This is a genomic window from Enhydrobacter sp. (assembly GCF_030246845.1).
GTDB lineage: Bacteria > Pseudomonadota > Alphaproteobacteria > Reyranellales > Reyranellaceae > Reyranella.
Map to the genome: position 1 here is coordinate 1205467 of NZ_CP126889.1, position 16516 is coordinate 1221982.

16 protein-coding genes and 1 riboswitch are annotated in these 16516 nt (G+C 66.7%); of the genes, 3 read left to right on the plus strand and 13 right to left on the minus strand.

What is annotated here, in order from left to right; genetic code table 11:
• Window positions 1-12: 12 nt before the first annotated feature.
• From cobW to OJF58_RS06215, 3 genes are all read right to left on the minus strand, one after another.
• A complete protein-coding gene (gene cobW, locus OJF58_RS06205) occupies window positions 13-1047 on the minus strand; it encodes a cobalamin biosynthesis protein CobW (RefSeq protein ID WP_300782683.1) in 1035 nt (344 codons plus the stop codon).
• Window positions 1048-1158: 111 nt separating this feature from the next.
• A complete protein-coding gene (locus OJF58_RS06210) occupies window positions 1159-1830 on the minus strand; it encodes a CbtA family protein (RefSeq protein ID WP_300782686.1) in 672 nt (223 codons plus the stop codon).
• A 10-nt stretch (window positions 1831-1840) separates the two neighbouring features.
• A complete protein-coding gene (locus OJF58_RS06215; protein WP_300782689.1) occupies window positions 1841-2020 on the minus strand; it encodes a CbtB domain-containing protein in 180 nt (59 codons plus the stop codon).
• 30 nt (window positions 2021-2050) lie between these two features.
• Window positions 2051-2244: riboswitch (cobalamin riboswitch) on the minus strand.
• 46 nt (window positions 2245-2290) lie between these two features.
• Here OJF58_RS06215 and cobO point away from each other — a divergent pair.
• Window positions 2291-2902 (plus strand): cob(I)yrinic acid a,c-diamide adenosyltransferase, encoded by a 612-nt coding sequence (gene cobO, locus OJF58_RS06220; RefSeq protein WP_300782691.1) that lies wholly within the window; start codon window positions 2291-2293, stop codon window positions 2900-2902.
• A complete protein-coding gene (locus OJF58_RS06225; protein ID WP_300782693.1) occupies window positions 2902-4374 on the plus strand; it encodes a cobyric acid synthase in 1473 nt (490 codons plus the stop codon). The genes cobO and OJF58_RS06225 overlap by 1 nt, the downstream gene beginning before the upstream one ends.
• On the opposite strand, the gene cbiB is transcribed toward OJF58_RS06225, so the two are convergent.
• Window positions 4358-5335 carry an adenosylcobinamide-phosphate synthase CbiB gene (cbiB, locus tag OJF58_RS06230; RefSeq protein ID WP_300782695.1) on the minus strand — a complete coding sequence of 326 codons (978 nt, stop codon included), beginning with the start codon at window positions 5333-5335 and terminating at the stop codon, window positions 4358-4360. The two genes, OJF58_RS06225 and cbiB, sit on opposite strands and share 17 nt — an antisense overlap.
• A 30-nt stretch (window positions 5336-5365) precedes the next feature.
• On the opposite strand from cbiB, the gene cobD reads away from it, so the two are divergent.
• On the plus strand, window positions 5366-6343 hold the full coding sequence (gene cobD, locus OJF58_RS06235; RefSeq protein ID WP_366526820.1) for a threonine-phosphate decarboxylase CobD: 978 nt from the start codon (window positions 5366-5368) through the stop codon (window positions 6341-6343).
• 46 nt (window positions 6344-6389) lie between these two features.
• Here cobD and OJF58_RS06240 read toward each other — a convergent pair whose 3' ends face one another.
• From OJF58_RS06240 to OJF58_RS06280, 9 genes are all read right to left on the minus strand, one after another.
• On the minus strand, window positions 6390-7172 hold the full coding sequence (locus OJF58_RS06240) for a hypothetical protein (protein WP_300782698.1): 783 nt from the start codon (window positions 7170-7172) through the stop codon (window positions 6390-6392).
• Between the two features lie 7 nt (window positions 7173-7179).
• Entirely contained in the window at window positions 7180-8241 is a 1062-nt protein-coding gene (locus OJF58_RS06245) for an ABC transporter ATP-binding protein (RefSeq protein WP_300782700.1), read from the minus strand.
• Window positions 8238-9959, minus strand: a complete 1722-nt coding sequence (locus OJF58_RS06250; RefSeq protein WP_300782702.1) for an iron ABC transporter permease — start codon at window positions 9957-9959, stop codon at window positions 8238-8240. Before OJF58_RS06250 ends, OJF58_RS06245 begins: the two co-directional genes overlap by 4 nt.
• 7 nt (window positions 9960-9966) lie before the next feature.
• Entirely contained in the window at window positions 9967-11040 is a 1074-nt protein-coding gene (locus OJF58_RS06255) for an extracellular solute-binding protein (protein ID WP_300782705.1), read from the minus strand.
• Between the two features lie 98 nt (window positions 11041-11138).
• Complete coding sequence (locus OJF58_RS06260) at window positions 11139-11885, minus strand: glycerophosphodiester phosphodiesterase family protein (RefSeq protein WP_300782708.1); 747 nt, start codon at window positions 11883-11885, stop codon at window positions 11139-11141.
• Complete coding sequence (locus OJF58_RS06265) at window positions 11872-12774, minus strand: ABC transporter permease subunit (protein WP_300782710.1); 903 nt, start codon at window positions 12772-12774, stop codon at window positions 11872-11874. The genes OJF58_RS06260 and OJF58_RS06265 overlap by 14 nt, the downstream gene beginning before the upstream one ends.
• A gap of 1 nt (window position 12775) precedes the next feature.
• A complete protein-coding gene (locus OJF58_RS06270; RefSeq protein WP_300782713.1) occupies window positions 12776-13756 on the minus strand; it encodes an ABC transporter permease subunit in 981 nt (326 codons plus the stop codon).
• A complete protein-coding gene (locus OJF58_RS06275; protein ID WP_300782716.1) occupies window positions 13740-15068 on the minus strand; it encodes an extracellular solute-binding protein in 1329 nt (442 codons plus the stop codon). Before OJF58_RS06275 ends, OJF58_RS06270 begins: the two co-directional genes overlap by 17 nt.
• A complete protein-coding gene (locus tag OJF58_RS06280) occupies window positions 15065-16423 on the minus strand; it encodes a sn-glycerol-1-phosphate dehydrogenase (protein ID WP_300782719.1) in 1359 nt (452 codons plus the stop codon). Before OJF58_RS06280 ends, OJF58_RS06275 begins: the two co-directional genes overlap by 4 nt.
• Between the last annotated feature and the right edge of the window lie 93 nt (window positions 16424-16516).

Here is a 16516-nt window from a genome sequence, read left to right on the forward strand (position 1 = left end):
CCTTGTTTCCCGTCAGCCTGCGACCAGCGCCTCGATCGCCGCCCTGTCGAGACCCCGCTCGCCGATCACGACGAGGCGTCCCTGCCGTGCTTCCCCGGCAGCCCAGCGGCGGTCGAACTGATGCTGGAACCGGGCGCCCACACCCTGCACCAGAAGCCGCATCGGCTTGCCGTCGATGTCGACGAACCCCTTCACCCGCAGGATGTCGTGCGCCATCGCCACCTTCCTCAGGCGCTCGATCAGGACCTGTGGTCCGTCGAACGAGGGCAGGTCGATGATGAAGGTGTCGAAGTCGTCATGGTCGTGCTCGCCCTCGGCGTCATGATGCGACGGGCGGCGGGCGAGATCGGCTTCAGCACCGGCTCCAAGACCCAGCAGCACGGCGACCGGCACCCGGCCGTTCTCGGCCTCGACGACCTTCACCGCCCGCGGCAGCGTCTTGCCGATTTCGCCGACGACGGCCTGACGCTGTTCGACGGACATCAGGTCGGCCTTGTTCAGAATCACGAGGTCGGCGCAGAGAAGCTGGTCCTCGAACACTTCCTCGAGCGGATTGTCGTGATCGAGCGATCGGTCGTTGGCGCGTTGCCGGGCGATGGCGTCGGGGTCGTCGGCGAAGCGGCCCGCCGCGACGGCCGCCCCGTCCACCACCGTCACGACGCCGTCGACGGTGACGCGCGAGGCGATCTCCGGCCAGTTGAAGGCCTTGACCAGCGGCTTGGGAAGAGCGAGACCCGACGTCTCGATCACGATGTGATCGGGCGGCGAGGGACGGTCGAGCAGGCCTTTCAGGGCCGGCACGAAGTCGTCGGCGACGGTGCAGCAGAGGCAGCCGTTCGCGAGCTCGACGATCGCATCCTCCGGGCAGCTCTCGACGCCGCAGCTCTTCAGGATCTCGCCATCGATGCCGACGTCGCCGAACTCGTTGACGATCACCGCCAGCCGCCGGCCGTGGGCATTCTCCAGAACATGGCGCACGAGCGTGGTCTTCCCGGCCCCGAGAAAGCCCGTGACGATGGTGCACGGCACCTTGGCGAACGAGGTCATTGTTCTACGGACTCCGGATGAGGAACAGGCGAAACACGGGCAACGGGACCGCAGACGAACACCGTGACGCCAGGCACGCTCATGGAGCCGGCTTCGCGTCGAGGCATGGCGTCAAGGCGCCGGCCGGCGCGCGAGCCTCGGCCACAGCAGGCCGACCGTGACTCCGATGAGCAACCAGAGGGACGCCTGGACCGCCAGCGACAGCGCCGCGAACCGGGCTGCGATTTCGGGCGGCACGCTGCTCTCGAGGTCGTGCGGCCGCGGCGCGCCGATGAGGTGAGGCGTCAGCAGCACGGCCAGCGCCACGACACGCAGGAAAGCCCTGTCCGTCTTGAGGAACATCCAGATGGCGACCGCCGTGGCGCAGGCCGTCCCGACCCACCAGACCTGCCGGGCGACGAGATCTCCGGCGGCACTTCCGGGCAATTCCGGCGCCAGACCGGCGGCAGGGGCAAGCCCGAAGGCGACGAAGCCGGCGGCGGCCCACGCCAGGGCACGGCGTTCGTCGATCTGCTCGCCGACCGCAGCCATCGCCGCGACCAGCAGGAGGGCGAAGCCGACGGCGGTCACGACGGTCGCGAGCGATGTGTAAAAAAGACGCGGAAGCCCGTCGGCAGGCTTCCAGCCTTCGTCATGCCCCCCGTGCGCATGAGCGCCGTGCCCCGTCTCGAAGACTTCCGCGGCGACGATCAGCGGTGTCGTCGTCACCTGCTGAAGGGCGGCGACCAGCAGCCCCGCCACGAGGCCGGCGAGAAGGCCCACCGACAAAATCCTTGCAAGCACTCCGGCAGCCTCAATGGCAGGGGAAGCTCAAGCTGTGCCGCGCGTCGTGTGCCGCGTTGTGGAGCAGTTGGGGCTGGGCGAAGCCGGCAAGGAACACCAACACCGTGCCCAGCACAGCAGCGACCAGGGCCGCCCTGAGGGTTTCCTGTCGTTCGGTCGATCCGGCTACCGGTATGGACGTGCTTGCCATGTCATCCTCCTCGACCGCCCCTCCGGCGATCCGAATGCAGAAAGCGACGGCAGGTATCCTGGCTCTCGGATCTTCGCCGCAGGCCACCTTCCCGGTTTCCCAGTGGTATGCAGGCCTTTGGCTAGCCGATGACAGTTGCGGGGGCAGCCGCGGATTGGGGCGTCGACGCCCTTCACCACGTTCCCTTTTGATCCCCGTGGGGAACCGTCGCCCCGCTTGATAAGGGCCGGCCGGCTTGCTGACAAGGGCTTTGCCGTCCATTTTGGCCGCATGACGACGGCAAACGACGAAGAGACGCGGCACAAGGCCAAAATGGCTCACCGCAAGGCGGTCCAGGATGCCGAGGTGGCCGGCAAGACGATCGAAAAGGGCCTGTTGATCGTGCATACCGGCAAGGGCAAGGGCAAGTCGACGGCGGCATTCGGCCTGATGCTGCGCGCGCTTGGCCGCGGCTTCCGCTGCGGCGTGGTGCAGTTCGGCAAGGGGATGTGGCAGTCGGGCGAGCGCACCGCGATCGAGCGGTTCGGCGATCAGGTGGAATGGCATACTCTGGGCGAGGGCTTCACCTGGGAGACACAGGACCGCGCCCGCGACATCGACGCGGCAAAACGGGCATGGGCCGCGGCGCGGAAGCTGATGGCCGATCCGTCGATCCGGCTGATCGTGCTCGACGAGCTCAATATCACGCTGCGATACGACCATCTCGACGTGAAGGAGGTCGTGGCGGCGCTGCAGGCCCGGCGCACCGATCAGCACATCGTCGTCACGGGCCGCAATGCCAAGCCTGAGCTGGTCGAGGCCGCCGATCTCGTGACCGAGATGGCGCCGGTGAAGCATCATTTCGCCGCTGGCGTGAAGGCGCAGGAGGGCATCGAGTTCTGATGGCGGCGCGCGCCCTCATGATCCAGGGCACGGGCTCGGATGTGGGCAAGTCGCTGATTGTGACCGGCCTCGCGCGCGCTTTCACGCGGCGCGGGCTTCGCGTCCGGCCCTTCAAGCCGCAGAACATGTCGAACAACGCCGCGGTGACGGCCGATGGCGGCGAGATCGGCCGCGCCCAGGCACTGCAGGCCCGCGCCGCGCGGGTAGCGGCAACGGTCCATATGAACCCGGTCCTGCTGAAACCCCAAAGCGAGACCGGAGCGCAGGTCGTGGTGCAGGGCAAGGTCGCGGGTGCCACCAAAGCGCGCGACTATCAGGCGATGAAGCCAAGGCTTCTGTGCGCCGTCCTCGACAGCTTCGGCAGACTCGCCCTCGAGGCCGATCTCGTGCTGGTGGAAGGCGCCGGCTCGTCGTCGGAAGTGAACCTGCGCACCGGCGACATCGCCAACATGGGTTTCGCGCGCGCGGCGGACGTACCCGTCGTGTTGGTGGGCGACATCGACCGCGGCGGCGTGATCGCCAGCCTGGTCGGCACGAAGGCCGTGATCGATCCCGCCGATGCGGCGACGGTCGTGGGCTTCATCGTCAACCGCTTCCGCGGCGATCCCTCGCTGTTCGGCGACGGCCTCGAGGTCATCGCCGCGAAGACGGGCTGGCCGGCGCTGGGCCTCGTGCCCCATTTCGACGCCGCGCACCGCCTGCCGGCCGAGGATGCGCTGGGCCTGCCGACGGCGCCTCGCGGCCAGGGCCTGAAGATCGCAGTCCTTGCCTATCCGCGCATCGCCAATTTCGACGACTTCGATCCGCTCCGACTGGAGCCGTCGGTGAACCTCGTCTTCGTGCGGCCGGGCGAGGCGCTTCCGGGCGACGCCGCACTCGTCATCCTGCCGGGCTCCAAGGCGACGATCGCCGATCTCGCAGCGCTCCGGAACAGCGGCTGGGACATCGATATCGAAGCGCATGTCCGACGCGGCGGTCATGTGCTGGGGATTTGCGGCGGCTATCAGATGCTGGGCCGCAGCGTCGCCGATCCGCACGGCATCGAAGGTCCGCCCGACACGGCGGCGGGACTGGGCCTCTTGCCGGTCGACACCGTGCTGGAAGGCGGCAAGGTGCTGGTCGAGGTCGCCGGCGAGACGGCTGCCGGCAGCGTGCCGTTCAAGGGGTACGAAATGCATGTCGGCCGCACCACCGGTGCCGTCCGGCCATTGCTGCGACTCGACAACGGGCACGATCAGGGAGCCGTGAGCGCCGATGGCCGCATCGCCGGCTGCTACATCCACGGCCTGCTGACCGACGACCGCCAGCGCCGCTACTGGCTGCAGCGCCTGGGCGGCATGGCGTCGCCCTTCGACTACGAAGCCGACCTCGAGGCGACGCTCGATCTGCTGGCCGAACATGTCGAGGCGCACATCGATTGCGACCGCCTGCTGGCGCTCGCGCGCATCCCGCACCTCACATCGTCAGGATAAGCGCGAGCAGCACGAGCAGCAGCACCGCCATCTGGAGGCCGCACGCCGTTCGATAGAGCGAAAGCGCGCTGCGGATATCGCGCGCCGTGGCGATGGTCCTGCCGCGTCCCAGCCAGGGACCGTCGACCCGCTCGCCGTCGTAGCTGCGCGGCCCCATCAGCCGCACGCCGAGAGCGCCCGCCATGGCCGCTTCCGGCCAACCGGCATTGGGCGAATCGTGCCGCCCCGCGTCTTGCCACGCCGCCATGCACGCCTGCCGCGCCGAGAGGCCCGGCCGCAGCAGCGCCGCCAGGGCCAGCCAGAGCGCGGCGAGCCGCGAGGCCGGCAGGTTCACGAGATCGTCGGCGCGCGCCGCGGCCCAGCCGAAATGAAGATGGCGTGGCGTCTTGTGGCCGATCATGCTGTCGGCGGTGTTGATCGCCTTGTAGGCCAGCGCACCTGGCAGGCCAGCGACGGCCATCCACAAAAGCGGCGCGACCACGCCGTCGGAAAAGCTCTCGGCCAGGCTTTCGATGGCGGCACGGCTTATGCCCGCCTCGTCGAGATCTTTGGTATCGCGCCCGACGATCATCGCCACCGCCGCGCGGGCCGCCGCCAGTCCCTTGCCCTCGAGCGCTTCGGCCACCGCCGCGACGTGCGAATCGAGGCTGCGCTGCGCCAGCAACGTGCTCGCCAGCACGGCCAGGACGACGAACGCCACGATCGCCGGCAACACGAGATGGAGGAGTGCGGAAATCAGAAGCCCCGTCAGCAGGCTGCCCGCCACCAGCAGCAGAAGCAGCGCCACGCCCTGCAGGCGTTGCTGGAGATCGGAGTCGCCGGCCGAATTCCACGTCCGGTCGCCCCATGTTATGACCCGCGCGATCCAGGTCACCGGGTGGCGGATTGCGCGGAACAGGCGGTCGGGATAGCCGACAGCCGCCTCGATCGCGGCGGCAAGAAGGGCGAGGCCGACGAACATGATCCTGTGCCTATCATGGCGGTTGCCAACGTGAAACAAGACGCAAAAGTCGTGCACGGGGGCGACCTCGACCTGGCCCGCCGCCGCTTTCCGCAGGCGCCCGAGCCGTGGCTCGACCTCTCGACCGGCATCAATCCCACCGCCTATCCCGTCGAAGCCGTCGCCGCCGAGGCATGGTCGCGCCTGCCGGGCCGGGCCGACGAGCAGGCGCTCCGCATTGCGGCGGCGCGGCGCTTCGAGGTCCACAATCCTGCGACCATCGTCGCGGCGCCGGGCACGCAGGCGTTGATCCAGCTTCTGCCGCGACTCGTGCCGCAGGCCCGGGTCGCGATCGTCGGGCCTACCTACGAGGAGCATGAGGTTTGCTGGCGGCGACACGGCCACGACGTGACGGTCGTGAGCGACCTCGCCTGCGCCAACGGCCATGACGTCGCGATCGTCGTCAATCCCGACAATCCCACCGGCCGGCTGCTGCCTGTGGCCGAGCTCGCGACGCGGCACGCGATGCTCGTCGTTGACGAAGCCTTCGTCGACTTCCTGCCCGCCGCTGCCAGCCTTGCGCGCGACCTGCCGTCGAACGCGGTCGTGCTGCGCTCCTTCGGCAAGACCTATGGACTCGCGGGCCTGCGGCTGGGCTTTGCCATCGCCCGACCCGACCTCGCCGACCGGCTGCGCACGGAATTCGGACCCTGGCCCGTCTCTGGCCCGGCGCTCGCGATCGGCCGCGCCGCGCTCGCCGACGATGCCTGGTTCCGCGCGACGACGGCAAGGTTGAAGGAGGACAGCTCGCGGCTCGATGCCATGCTTGCGAAGGCGGGATTTACGTTACTCGGCGGCACGCCGCTTTTCCGCCTGGCGCGGCATCCGCACGCAGCCGGTATCGTCGAGCGATTAGGACAGCAGGGCATTCATGTCCGGGCCTTCGCTCACGAGCCGCACTGGCTGCGCTTCGGCCTGCCGGGAAGCGATATGGCGTTTCGCCGACTCGCCGCCGCCCTTGGCATTTGAGTCGGGTACCGCGCTGCGACCGGTGCCAGCACCAACGCGCAAATTTTTATATGAGCTTATACTGCCTCTGAAAAAAAGCCGAGTGCAGTCCGCCATTGGGCGGTCTCGCGGCGATATGTTGTGTGATTTGCGCGTTGTCCGAACTGTTTCCAGCGACCATCAGCATGACAAGATTTGCCGGGATGGTCTTAATTGTCTCCCGTTCCAACAGTTCATCGAGAATGGCTTCTGGCTCACCCTCGGGAACAGCAACCCAATACCTCAAAGCTTTGAGCATGCTTCGCGTTTGGGAGTCATGTGCCCTGTAATCGCCGGCAACATAGTGCGTACCCAGAGTTTCGATCCGGGCTATGCAGATTGGTTCTCCGGCGGCATCCGGATCCTCTGCACTATGGTCGGTATGCAGACCATGCGGTTCGGGCACTGTAAATTTGCCATACGCATAGTGCTCTTTGCGATACCGCGCAGAAGGGATCAGGACGCCCATCATCTCATCGACATCGTCATTGAAGAGGCGCACGTAGGCCGCCATCGTGTCGGGAGTACCGGCGACAAACTTTTCTACGAACCAGGCGTCGTTGACATAGACGGTGTTGACACCGTTGAACTGCTTCGCGTGTTCGTAGATCGCTTTCCTTGCTTCCTCACGGAAGCGGGCAATAGGCATGGGCAAGTGAGTATGCACTTCGCGGTCATTGAAATCTTCGTGCATGCGCTCAACGAGGGACCAATGGTCAGAAGAGAACTGCACTGGCTCCAAAATCTTTAGCCTGGGCTGCAGCGCCACCCATGCCTGATGAAGAGATGCCATGACCTTTCTGTCGGACATTTCTGCGTCATCCTGAGCGCAGCAGCACGGTATGCTCGGGCGAAAAGGAGAGCGTCACGGGGGCGCCCTCGTCCAGGAGATTGGTCGGCGGGCGGCGGACGATCAGACGGCCGCAGGCGCATTCGACGATGTACTGCACGAAGTCGCCATGGAACATGCGCTGGCGCACGGTTCCCGCGAGCTGATTGTCCCCGGGCCGGGCGACGAGATCGATATAGGCGGTGCGTACGGCCACCTCGCCCGAGTCGCCGCGGGCCGTGGTGGCGCCGTTGACGCGCAGCGTGGCTCCCCCTTCGGCTTCGAAGACGTCCGATCCCGTCAGCCGGCCCTTCAGGATGTTGGCCGAGCCCACGAAGTCGGCGACGAAACGGCTCATCGGCCGATTGTAGATGTCCTCGGGAGTGCCGATCTGCTCGATCGAGCCGACATTCATCACGATCACCCGGTCGGAGATGGCGAGCGCCTCCTCCTGGTCGTGCGTGACATAGACCGAGGTGATGTCGAGCCGGCGCTGCAGATCGCGCAGCTCCACACGCATCTCGGCGCGCAGCTTGGCGTCGAGGTTGGAAAGCGGTTCGTCGAACAGCACCACGTTGGGCGAGAAGGCGATTGCGCGGGCGAGCGCCACGCGCTGCTGCTGGCCGCCGGACAGCTTCGAGGCGGCGCGGTCGGCGAGATGCCGCATCTGCACGAGGCCCAGCGCACGGTCGACGTTGGCCGCAATGTCGGCCTTGCTCTGCTTGCGCACCTTGAGGCCGTAGGCGACGTTGTCGAACACACTCATGTGCGGCCATACGGCGTAGGACTGGAACACCATGGATACGCCGCGCTGCTCGGCCGGCACGTTCTTGCGCGCCGTCGCGTCGAACATCGGCTGGCCATCGATGCGAATGCTGCCGCTGGCAGGTTGCTCGAGACCGGCGATCGCGCGCAACGTCGTGGTCTTGCCGCAGCCCGAGGGGCCGAGCAGCGTCAGATGCTCGCCGCGGCCCACGGTGAAGCTGACGCCGTTCACCGCCGTCATGTCGCCGTAGCGAATGACGAGGTCCTCGAGTTCGATCCGGATCACGCCAGTTCCTTCGTCATGCCGCGGGTGAGGCGGAAGAGGATGATGAGAGCCACGATCACGCTCGCCGTCTGAATGAGAGCCATCGCCGCCGTGAGCTCGGTGCCGCTCGAGGCGAAGGCCGACACGATCGACGGCGCGATCACCTTGGCGTTGGGGCCCATCAGGAACACCGAAACGCCGAGCTCGCGCACGCAGGCCATGAAGATCAGCAGCCACGCGGCGAGAATGCCGGGCCGCAGCAGCGGCAGCGTCACGCTGCGCATCTGATAGCCCCAGCTCGCGCCGCAGACGCGGGCGCATTCCTCGAGGCTCCTGTCGATCTGCAGCACGACGCCGGCGAGCGTACGCACGCCGAGCGGCAGCATGACCGTGAAGTAGCCAAGCGCCAGCAGCCACAGCGTGCCGTAGATCGGGATCGGGATGTTGAGCCAGGCCCAGAGCAGCGCTAGCCCGAACACCATGCGCGGCACGGCCTGCGGGAACATCACCAGATACTCAATGGCGCCGCGGCCCCTGAGCTGCGAGCGGTAGATCGTCCAGACGATCAGCGCCATCACCATCACGCCCACCGTCGCGACGCCGAGGCCGAGCGTCAGGCTGTTGAACAGCGCCGTGCGCACCGGGCCGAGGCCCAGCGCCATACGATAGTTGGCCAGCGTGAACTCGGCCTGACTCAGGATGACGGTCGCGAAGCGCTGCAGCGAGGTCAGGATCAGCGCCCCGATCGGCAGCACGACGGCAAGAAAGATATAGAGCAGGCACACGCCCAGCAGCAGCCAGGAGAGCCGCCCCATGTCCATGGTGCGCGGGCGGAACGCCTTGCCGGTGATGGTGGCGAAGCTGCCGCGCCTCACCATCCAGCGATAGAAGGTGAGCATCCCGAACATGACGACGAACAGCGCCAGCCCCATCGCCGCGGCCCGCCCGTAGTCGGGCGGATAGGAGAGCGTGGACTCCCAGATCGAGGTGGTGATGACGTAGATGCGGGCGGGAATGCCGATCACCAGCGCGGCCGCGAACGAGCCCAGCATCTCGGCGAAGACGAACAGCGTGGCGCCGAGCACGCCGGGCATGACCAGCGGCAAGGTCACGGTGAGCGCCGTGCGCAGCTTGCTCGCCCCCATCACACGCGCCGACTCCTCGAGCGCCGGGTCCATCGACTTCATCGAGGCGGAGATCATGACGAACGCCACCGTTCCCTCGAACAGGGCCATGATCCAAGCGATGCCGAACTTCGAATAGACGTCGACGATGTCGCCGCCGCCCCCGACATAGTGCCAGAGCTGGTTGAAGAAGCCGCTCGTGGGCGCGGCCAGCACGGCCCAGGCGAGCGCGCCGACCAGCGGCGTCATGTAGTAGGGCAGCTCCAGCAGCCGCTCGAGGCTGTCGCGGCCCGGCACGTTGGTGCGCGTCAGGATCCAGGCGAGGGTGAAGCCGATCAGGATCGCCATCACCGTCGCCATCACCGCGATGCTCACGGTATTGGTGAGGATGTAGAGGTCCTCGTCGAACATCTCGATATAGTTCGAGATGCCGTATTCCTCCGGCGGGAAGGCGAGTGCGTCGCCGACGTTCAGCGACTCCTCGACCAGGAACACCAGCGGCAGGAGGATGAGCAGGGCCACCGCCAGCACGACGGCGCCGGTGACGACGGGCTGCCAGTTGCGGGCGGGACGACCGGCCGCTTGGGCGACGCCTGAGTCGGTGATCGCCGTCAAAGGCGGCTCAGTGACGGGCGCCGACGATGCGATTCCACTGCTTCGCGAAGGACGGGCGATCCTTCTCGAACGCCGTCCAGTCGGCCGGCACCAGGAGCTTCATCTCCTTGAGCGGAACGCCGCCAGCCGGCGGGGGCACGTCGTCGCGCGGCGAGTGCAGCAGCAGCGCTTCCGACAGCGCCTTCTGCCCGACCGGCGAAAGGAACCAGTCCATGAAGAGCTGCGCGGCGTTGGGATGCGGCCCGTCGGCCACGATGCCGTAGGTCTCCGGGACGGTCGGCACGCCGGTTGCCGGGAAGACGAAGTCGAGCGGTGCTCCCTTGGCCTTGAACTCGAGATAACCCGAATACTGCGCGCCCATGATGACCTTGTCCTGGCCGTCGACCAGACGGCCGTACTGCTGGACGTAGGAGTCGAAGGCGCGCGGCTTCTGCTCGGCGAACTTCTTGAAGTAGTCGTCGCCCAGGATCGGCTTCAGCGTGTACCAGACGCCGTGCTGCAGACCCGAGTTCGAGACCTTGACGCTGATCCCGTCCTTCCACTTGGGATCAAGCAGGTCCTCCCACTTCTTGGGCGCTTCGGCCGTCGGCACGACCTTGGGATTGGTGGCGAGGCCCGCCATGATCACCGAGCCCCAGGTCCAGTAGCCTTCCGGCGTGCTCTTGTACTCCTTCTTGAAGGCGGCCATCTCGGGCGAGATGTACTGGGTGAATCCATTGCGCTTCTGGAAGTCGAGGATCATACCCATGTCGGAGAGCTGGATCACGTCGACGAGGTAGGACTTGGCCTGGCGCTCGGACAGGAGCTTGGCATAGAGCGCGCCGGCCTGCAGGCGCACATAGTTGGTCTTGATGTTGGGAAAGGCCTTGTTGAAGGAGGCCAGCAGCTTGGCTTGGCCGGCATCCGGATCGGTCGAGTAGAGAACGAAGGCGCCCTCGGCCTCGGCCTTGGCGACGTCGGCGCAGGTCTTGAAACCGTCCATCTGGCGCGGCTTGTCGCAGAGTTTGGCCTGCTGGGCCGACACCGTCCCCGTCCAGGCCAGCGCACAGGCCGCCAGGCTCGCGGCAGCAAGAAGCTTCATCGTCTCCTCCCCGAGTGCTTGTTTTCGGCAGCGGAGCCTAGAGGTCGCCGACAGTCGATTCAATCGCTTCAATCGCTGTGTCGCGACAGCGGCGGTCGTTATCTCTGTTGCAGAGCGATATCCGGCCGATCGGTCGTGATCTGCCGCAAAGGTCGCGCCAGCCAGCCGGCAAGCTCCGTCGCCTCGTTCGGCACCCAGACTCCGAGTCGATCCGGCCCCAGCCGCTGCAGGCAGCGATCGAAACGCTGCGCCAGCAACCCCTTCTCCACGGCAACCATGCAGCCCTCGATGGCCGTCAGACGGTCGAGGGCGAGATCCAGCCCGCCCAGCATCTCGGCCGAACGCCGATCGAGCGAGGCGAGAACGCGCTGCGCCGGTCGCAGCCGCCGCACATTTTCCAGCACCTGCGGCACGAAGCATGTCAGGATGGCTTCGTCGCGCATTCCTCGCCCGTCGAGCAGGGCGATCAGGCGCCGCTCGAGCCCCGCATAGGGCCGGCCGGCCGCGTCGGTCTTGATCTCGATCTGCAGCTCCATGCCCGAGCCGGCGAAGATGTCGAGCACCGACGCAAGCCGCGGCACGCCTTCGCCATTGCCACCGCGCAGCTTCGTCGCCGCGAGCTCGGCGGTCGTGCGATCGGCGACGGCGCCCGTGCCCTCGGTCGTGCGCTCGAGGGTCGGATCGTGGATCACGACCAGCTCGCCGTCGTGCGCCAGATGGACATCGAATTCCACCGCGTCGATCCCGAGCGCCCTGGTGCGCCTGAAGCCCTCGAGGCTGTTCTCCGGCCAGAGGTTGCGCGCGCCGCGATGGCCGACGATCAGCACGCGCTCACTTGCCGGCATCGACCAGCCCCTTCACCAGCCAGCGTTGCAGCGCGATCACGACAATCACCGGCGGCAGCATGACGAGCAATGCCGCGTTCATGGCGACGTTCCAGGCGGGCTCGGTATCGGACTGCGGGATCAGGTCCTTGAGGCCGATGACGGCGGTCGCCATGTTCTTGTCGGTCGTGAACAGCAGCGGCCACAGATACTGGTTCCAGCCGTAGAGGAAGAGAATGATGCCGAGCGCCACGATGTTCGACACCGACAGCGGCAGGAGCACGCTGCGGAAGAAGCGCAGCGGCGAGGCGCCGTCGATGCGCGCGGCCTCCGCCAACTCCTCGGGCACGGTGAGGAAGAACTGGCGGAACAGAAAGGTGGCGGTGGCGGAGGCGACCAAGGGCAGGATCAGCCCGCCGTAACTGTTCATCATGTTCCAGTCGAGCGTGACCTCGATCCCCAGCCAGCGACCAAGGTCGAGCGCGTCGATCAGCCACTGCAGCGGCAGCGCCACGTTGGCCACCGCCTCGTAGGTCGGCAGGATGCGCACCTCGACCGGCAGCATCAGCGACACGAAGATCAGCCAGAAGGCAAGCATGCGCCAGCGGAACCGGAAATAGGCGATGGCGAAGGCCGACAGGAGCGAGACGGCGATCTTGCCGACCGCGATGCCCGCCGCGACGATGAACGAATTCACGAACAGCCGGCCGAGATTGCCCTTCTCCCAGGCCGCCCACGCATTGGCGAAAAATTCCCGTCCGGGCAGCCAGGGCGGTGGCACGGCCAGCACGTCGCCGACCGTGTGCGAGCCGACGACGAAGGCGAAGTAGATCGGCAGGCAGACCAGCAGACCGCCCAGGATCAGGATGCCGTGGCAGGCGATATCGATGCCGCGCGTGCGCTCGACCATGTCACACGTCGTAGTTCACGTTCCGCTCGACGTAGCGGAACTGCAGCACGGTGAGCACGAGGGCGAAGATCATCATCAGCACGGACTGAGCGGCTGACGAGCCGAGATCGATGTGCACGAAGCCGTCGATATAGACCTTGTAGACCAGGATCATGGTGGCCCCGCCCGGTCCGCCATGGGTCACCGCATCGACGATCGCGAAGGTCTCGAAGAAGCCGTAGACGAAGTTCATCACCACCAGGAAAAAGATCGTGGGACCGATCATCGGCAGCGAGATGCGGGCGAAACGCAGCAGCGGCCCCGCGCCGTCGACGGCGGCCGCCTCCAGGAGCGACGGCGGCACGGAGAGCAGAGCTGCGATCAGGAAGATGTAGTCGTAGCAGATGTGCTTCCACGACGCGGCGAAAGTCACCAGCAGGAAGGCGTCGATGCCGTGCCGGTTGGGATCCCAGTCGATCCCCAGTCCATGGAGCACGAACGAGATCGGCCCGACAGCGGTGTTGAAGAGGAAGGCCCAGAGGATCCCGGCGATGACCGGTGCGATGGCATAGGGCAGCAGGATGACACTGCGATAGAAACCGCGCCCGCGCAGCACGCGGTCGGTGGCGAAGGCCAGGACCAGCGCCATGACGATGGTGAGGGCATTCTGCGCCAGCGTGAACCAGAAGGTGACGCCGATCGAGCTGCGGTACTCGGGGCTCTCGATCAGGCGCCGGAAGTTGTCGAGCCAGACGAACTGGACGCTGTTGCCGAACGGATCGGTGAGAACGAAGGATTGCGACAGCGCCCGCAACGCCGGAATGAAGAAGAAGAGCAGCAGCACCAGCAACTGCGGCAGCAGCAGGAGAAGCGGCAGGCGCGCCTCGCGGAAGTGGGCGCGCTTCAGCCCGCGCGTGCCACCCGCCGGCGCCACTCTCCTCCGCCGGGGCGCGGTGACGACCGGCCCCGGCAGCGCAGGTGACAGGCTAGTACTTGCCCGCATTCAGCTTCTCGAACTGCCGCAGCAGCTCGTTGCCGCGGCGTACGGCGTCGTCCAGCCCCTGCTGCGGCGTCTTCTTGTTCGCGAACACCGACTCCATCTCCTCGCGCAGCGCGAAGGTCGCCTGGGTGTAGTTGCCGAAGTGGAAGCCCTGCGAGTTGGGCGTCGGCGTGCCGCGCTCGAGCTGCAGGATGGCGATCTCACGCGTCGGATGATCCTTGTAGTAGCCCTCCGACTTGGCCATTTGATAGGCCGTCTTCGAGATCGGCACGTAGCCGGTCACCTTGTGCCACCAGACCTGCAGGTCGGGCTTGGCCAGGAACTCGAGGAAGGCGGCGACGCCGTCATATTCCTCGGGCTTGTGGCCTTTCATCACCCAGAGCGTCGCGCCGCCGATGCTGCTGTTGCGCGCCGTGAGATCCGCCTCTTGCGGCAGATAGGTGGCGCTCCACTTGATCTCGGCGTTGCGCTCGATGCCGCCATGCGCGGCGGTCGAGGCGAAATAGGTCGCGCACTTGCCGGAGGTGAAAAGCTGCTGCGGGCTCAGGCCCTGGCCCGCGATCTGGATGATGCCGTCATTGACCCACTTCTGCAGGCGGCCGACCTGCTGCACCAGCCGTGTCTTGTTGTACACGAACTCCGTATCCAGCCCGTCGTAGCCGTTGGATTTCGTACCCCATGGCTGGTCGTTCACAGTGCTGTAGTTCTCCATCAGGCTCCAGAAATAATCCCCGGCAAGGGAGGAACCGCACTCGGCGATGCCCTTGCTCTTGATCGCATAGAGCTGCTTCTCGAACTCGGCCCAGGTGTCGGCCGGTGCGGCGAAGCCGGCCTTCTCGAACTGCTCCTTGTTGTAGAACAGGATCGGCGTCGAGGAGTTGAAGGGCATGCTCATCAGCTTGCCCTTGTACTGGTAGTAGCTCGCCACCGGCTTGATGAAGTCGGAGAAATCGACCTGCTTCTTCTTCTCGGTCATCAGATCCTGCACCGGCACGATGGCGCCGGACAGCAGCATGGCCATGAAGCCGCGCTCGTAGATCTGCACGATCTGCGGCGCCTTCTTGGCGCGATAGGCCGCGACCGTGGCGTTGATGACCTCGTCGTAGTTGCCCTTGTGCGTGGCGACAACCGTGTATTTGGTCTGCGAGTCGTTGAAACGCTTGACGATCTCGTCCACGCGCTCGCCCAGCACGCCGCTCATGGCGTGCCAGAACTGGATCTCGATGCGCTGCTGGGCGACCGCGCTCGCGCCGCCGCCGGCGACGGCGCTCGCCGCGAGCAGTCCCGTGAACAACGACCTCTTGGTCAGGTTCATGCTTTTCCTCCCTGCATTGAACGATCAACCGGGGCCGCGTCGCGCGCAGGCCCCCAGAATCCGCCGGCGGCAAACAGATCGGCGACGGCCCGGTCGAGCCAGCCGAGGTCGTGCAGCAGATCGAGCCCGGTGTAACGGCGACGGATCAGCCGCGCCCGCGCGTAATCCGTCGCATGCTTCTCGAGGGGCACGCCGACCGCGCCGGCCCGAGACGGCGCGCCGACCGCGTCGAGCCACTGCCGCACGGTCGCCGCCCGAGGCAATCTCTTGCGCAGGTAGCGGAGTATCTCCGGCCAGTTGTCGCGCAAAGCGCGCAGCCGGCGCTCGACCTGCGCCGGCGACGCCGCTTTCGCCGCCGTCTCGACAGCGGCGTTGGCCGCCATGAAGGAAAGCGGGAACGAAGCCTGCACGTCTGCTCGCAAGGCCGACAGGGAGGGCGCTCGCTCGGCGAGCCGCGCCGGGTTGATCGCCCCGACATCCTGCCACTGCAGCCATTCGTAGGCGGCCAGCATGGAGAGGCAGCCGACGCCGACACAGGCGCCGTGCGAGACCGGCTCGCCGTCGACCGCCACCTCCTCCATCTCCCAGAGATGGGCGAACTGATGGTCGCTGCCGCTGGCCGGCCGCGAGTTGCCATGCGCCTGCATGGCCAGCCCCGACATCACCAGACCGCGCATCAGGCCGCCGAGCGCAGTTCGGTCGCCGGCGCGGATCGCGGCCGGATTGCCGAGCCAATCGTCCAGATGGTCCTGGACCATGGCGAAGGGACCGGCATTCAGGCTCTCCTCGCCCAGAGCGTCGGCCACGATCCAGTCGACGCCCGCGACCAGCTTGCCCGCTAGATCGCCGTAGCCCCACGCCGCCATGATCGCCGGCGCCTCGGCGATCACCTCGAGGTCCGCCACGATGGCGACGGGCGCGGCACAGGCGAGCGTGCGCTTGAAGCCGCCCTCGCGCAGGGCGGCGCCGGACGCCGCGTAGCCGTCCATCGATGCGGCGGTGGGCGCGCAGACATAAGGAGTTTCCGCCTGCCCGGCCGCATGCTTGACGAGATCGTTGATCACGCCCGAGCCGATCGCGATCGGCAGCAGCCTGCCGGCGCGAAGGCGCCGGGCGAGATCGCGCGACTGCTCGGCGCTCGGCTTAACGCGCGGATAGCCGCTCATCACGATCGGCTCGGCCAGGCCGATCCGCGCGGCTTCGAGGATGGCGGCCACGCGCCGGCCCGCGGCCGCCCAGGTGTTGTCATCGGCCACCATCACGTAGGTCTCGGCCGGCGCCGTACGCGTCAGCACGGCCGGCAGCGCCTCGAGGCTACCCGCGGCAATGACGACATCGCGCGTCGTGCCAGCCACGGCGACCGCCTTCCGAAGGTCCGAGTCCAGCCCGTCCATGGCCCGAGGATTATCAACTTTCGCGACATTTGTATAGGATACGATACAAATGTT

What these genes read in the sequence shown, in the direction of transcription:
- cobW (WP_300782683.1), bottom strand. Translation starts at nt 1,047, where the DNA reads ATGACCTCGTTCGCCAAGGTGCCGTGCACCATCGTCACGGGCTTTCTC.
- OJF58_RS06215 (WP_300782689.1), bottom strand. Translation starts at nt 2,020, where the DNA reads ATGGCAAGCACGTCCATACCGGTAGCCGGATCGACCGAACGACAGGAA.
- cobO (WP_300782691.1), top strand. Translation starts at nt 2,291, where the DNA reads ATGACGACGGCAAACGACGAAGAGACGCGGCACAAGGCCAAAATGGCT.
- OJF58_RS06225 (WP_300782693.1), top strand. Translation starts at nt 2,902, where the DNA reads ATGGCGGCGCGCGCCCTCATGATCCAGGGCACGGGCTCGGATGTGGGC.
- cbiB (WP_300782695.1), bottom strand. Translation starts at nt 5,335, where the DNA reads ATGTTCGTCGGCCTCGCCCTTCTTGCCGCCGCGATCGAGGCGGCTGTC.
- OJF58_RS06240 (WP_300782698.1), bottom strand. Translation starts at nt 7,172, where the DNA reads ATGTCCGACAGAAAGGTCATGGCATCTCTTCATCAGGCATGGGTGGCG.
- OJF58_RS06255 (WP_300782705.1), bottom strand. Translation starts at nt 11,040, where the DNA reads ATGAAGCTTCTTGCTGCCGCGAGCCTGGCGGCCTGTGCGCTGGCCTGG.
- OJF58_RS06260 (WP_300782708.1), bottom strand. Translation starts at nt 11,885, where the DNA reads ATGCCGGCAAGTGAGCGCGTGCTGATCGTCGGCCATCGCGGCGCGCGC.
- OJF58_RS06265 (WP_300782710.1), bottom strand. Translation starts at nt 12,774, where the DNA reads ATGGTCGAGCGCACGCGCGGCATCGATATCGCCTGCCACGGCATCCTG.
- OJF58_RS06270 (WP_300782713.1), bottom strand. Translation starts at nt 13,756, where the DNA reads ATGCGGGCAAGTACTAGCCTGTCACCTGCGCTGCCGGGGCCGGTCGTC.
- OJF58_RS06275 (WP_300782716.1), bottom strand. Translation starts at nt 15,068, where the DNA reads ATGAACCTGACCAAGAGGTCGTTGTTCACGGGACTGCTCGCGGCGAGC.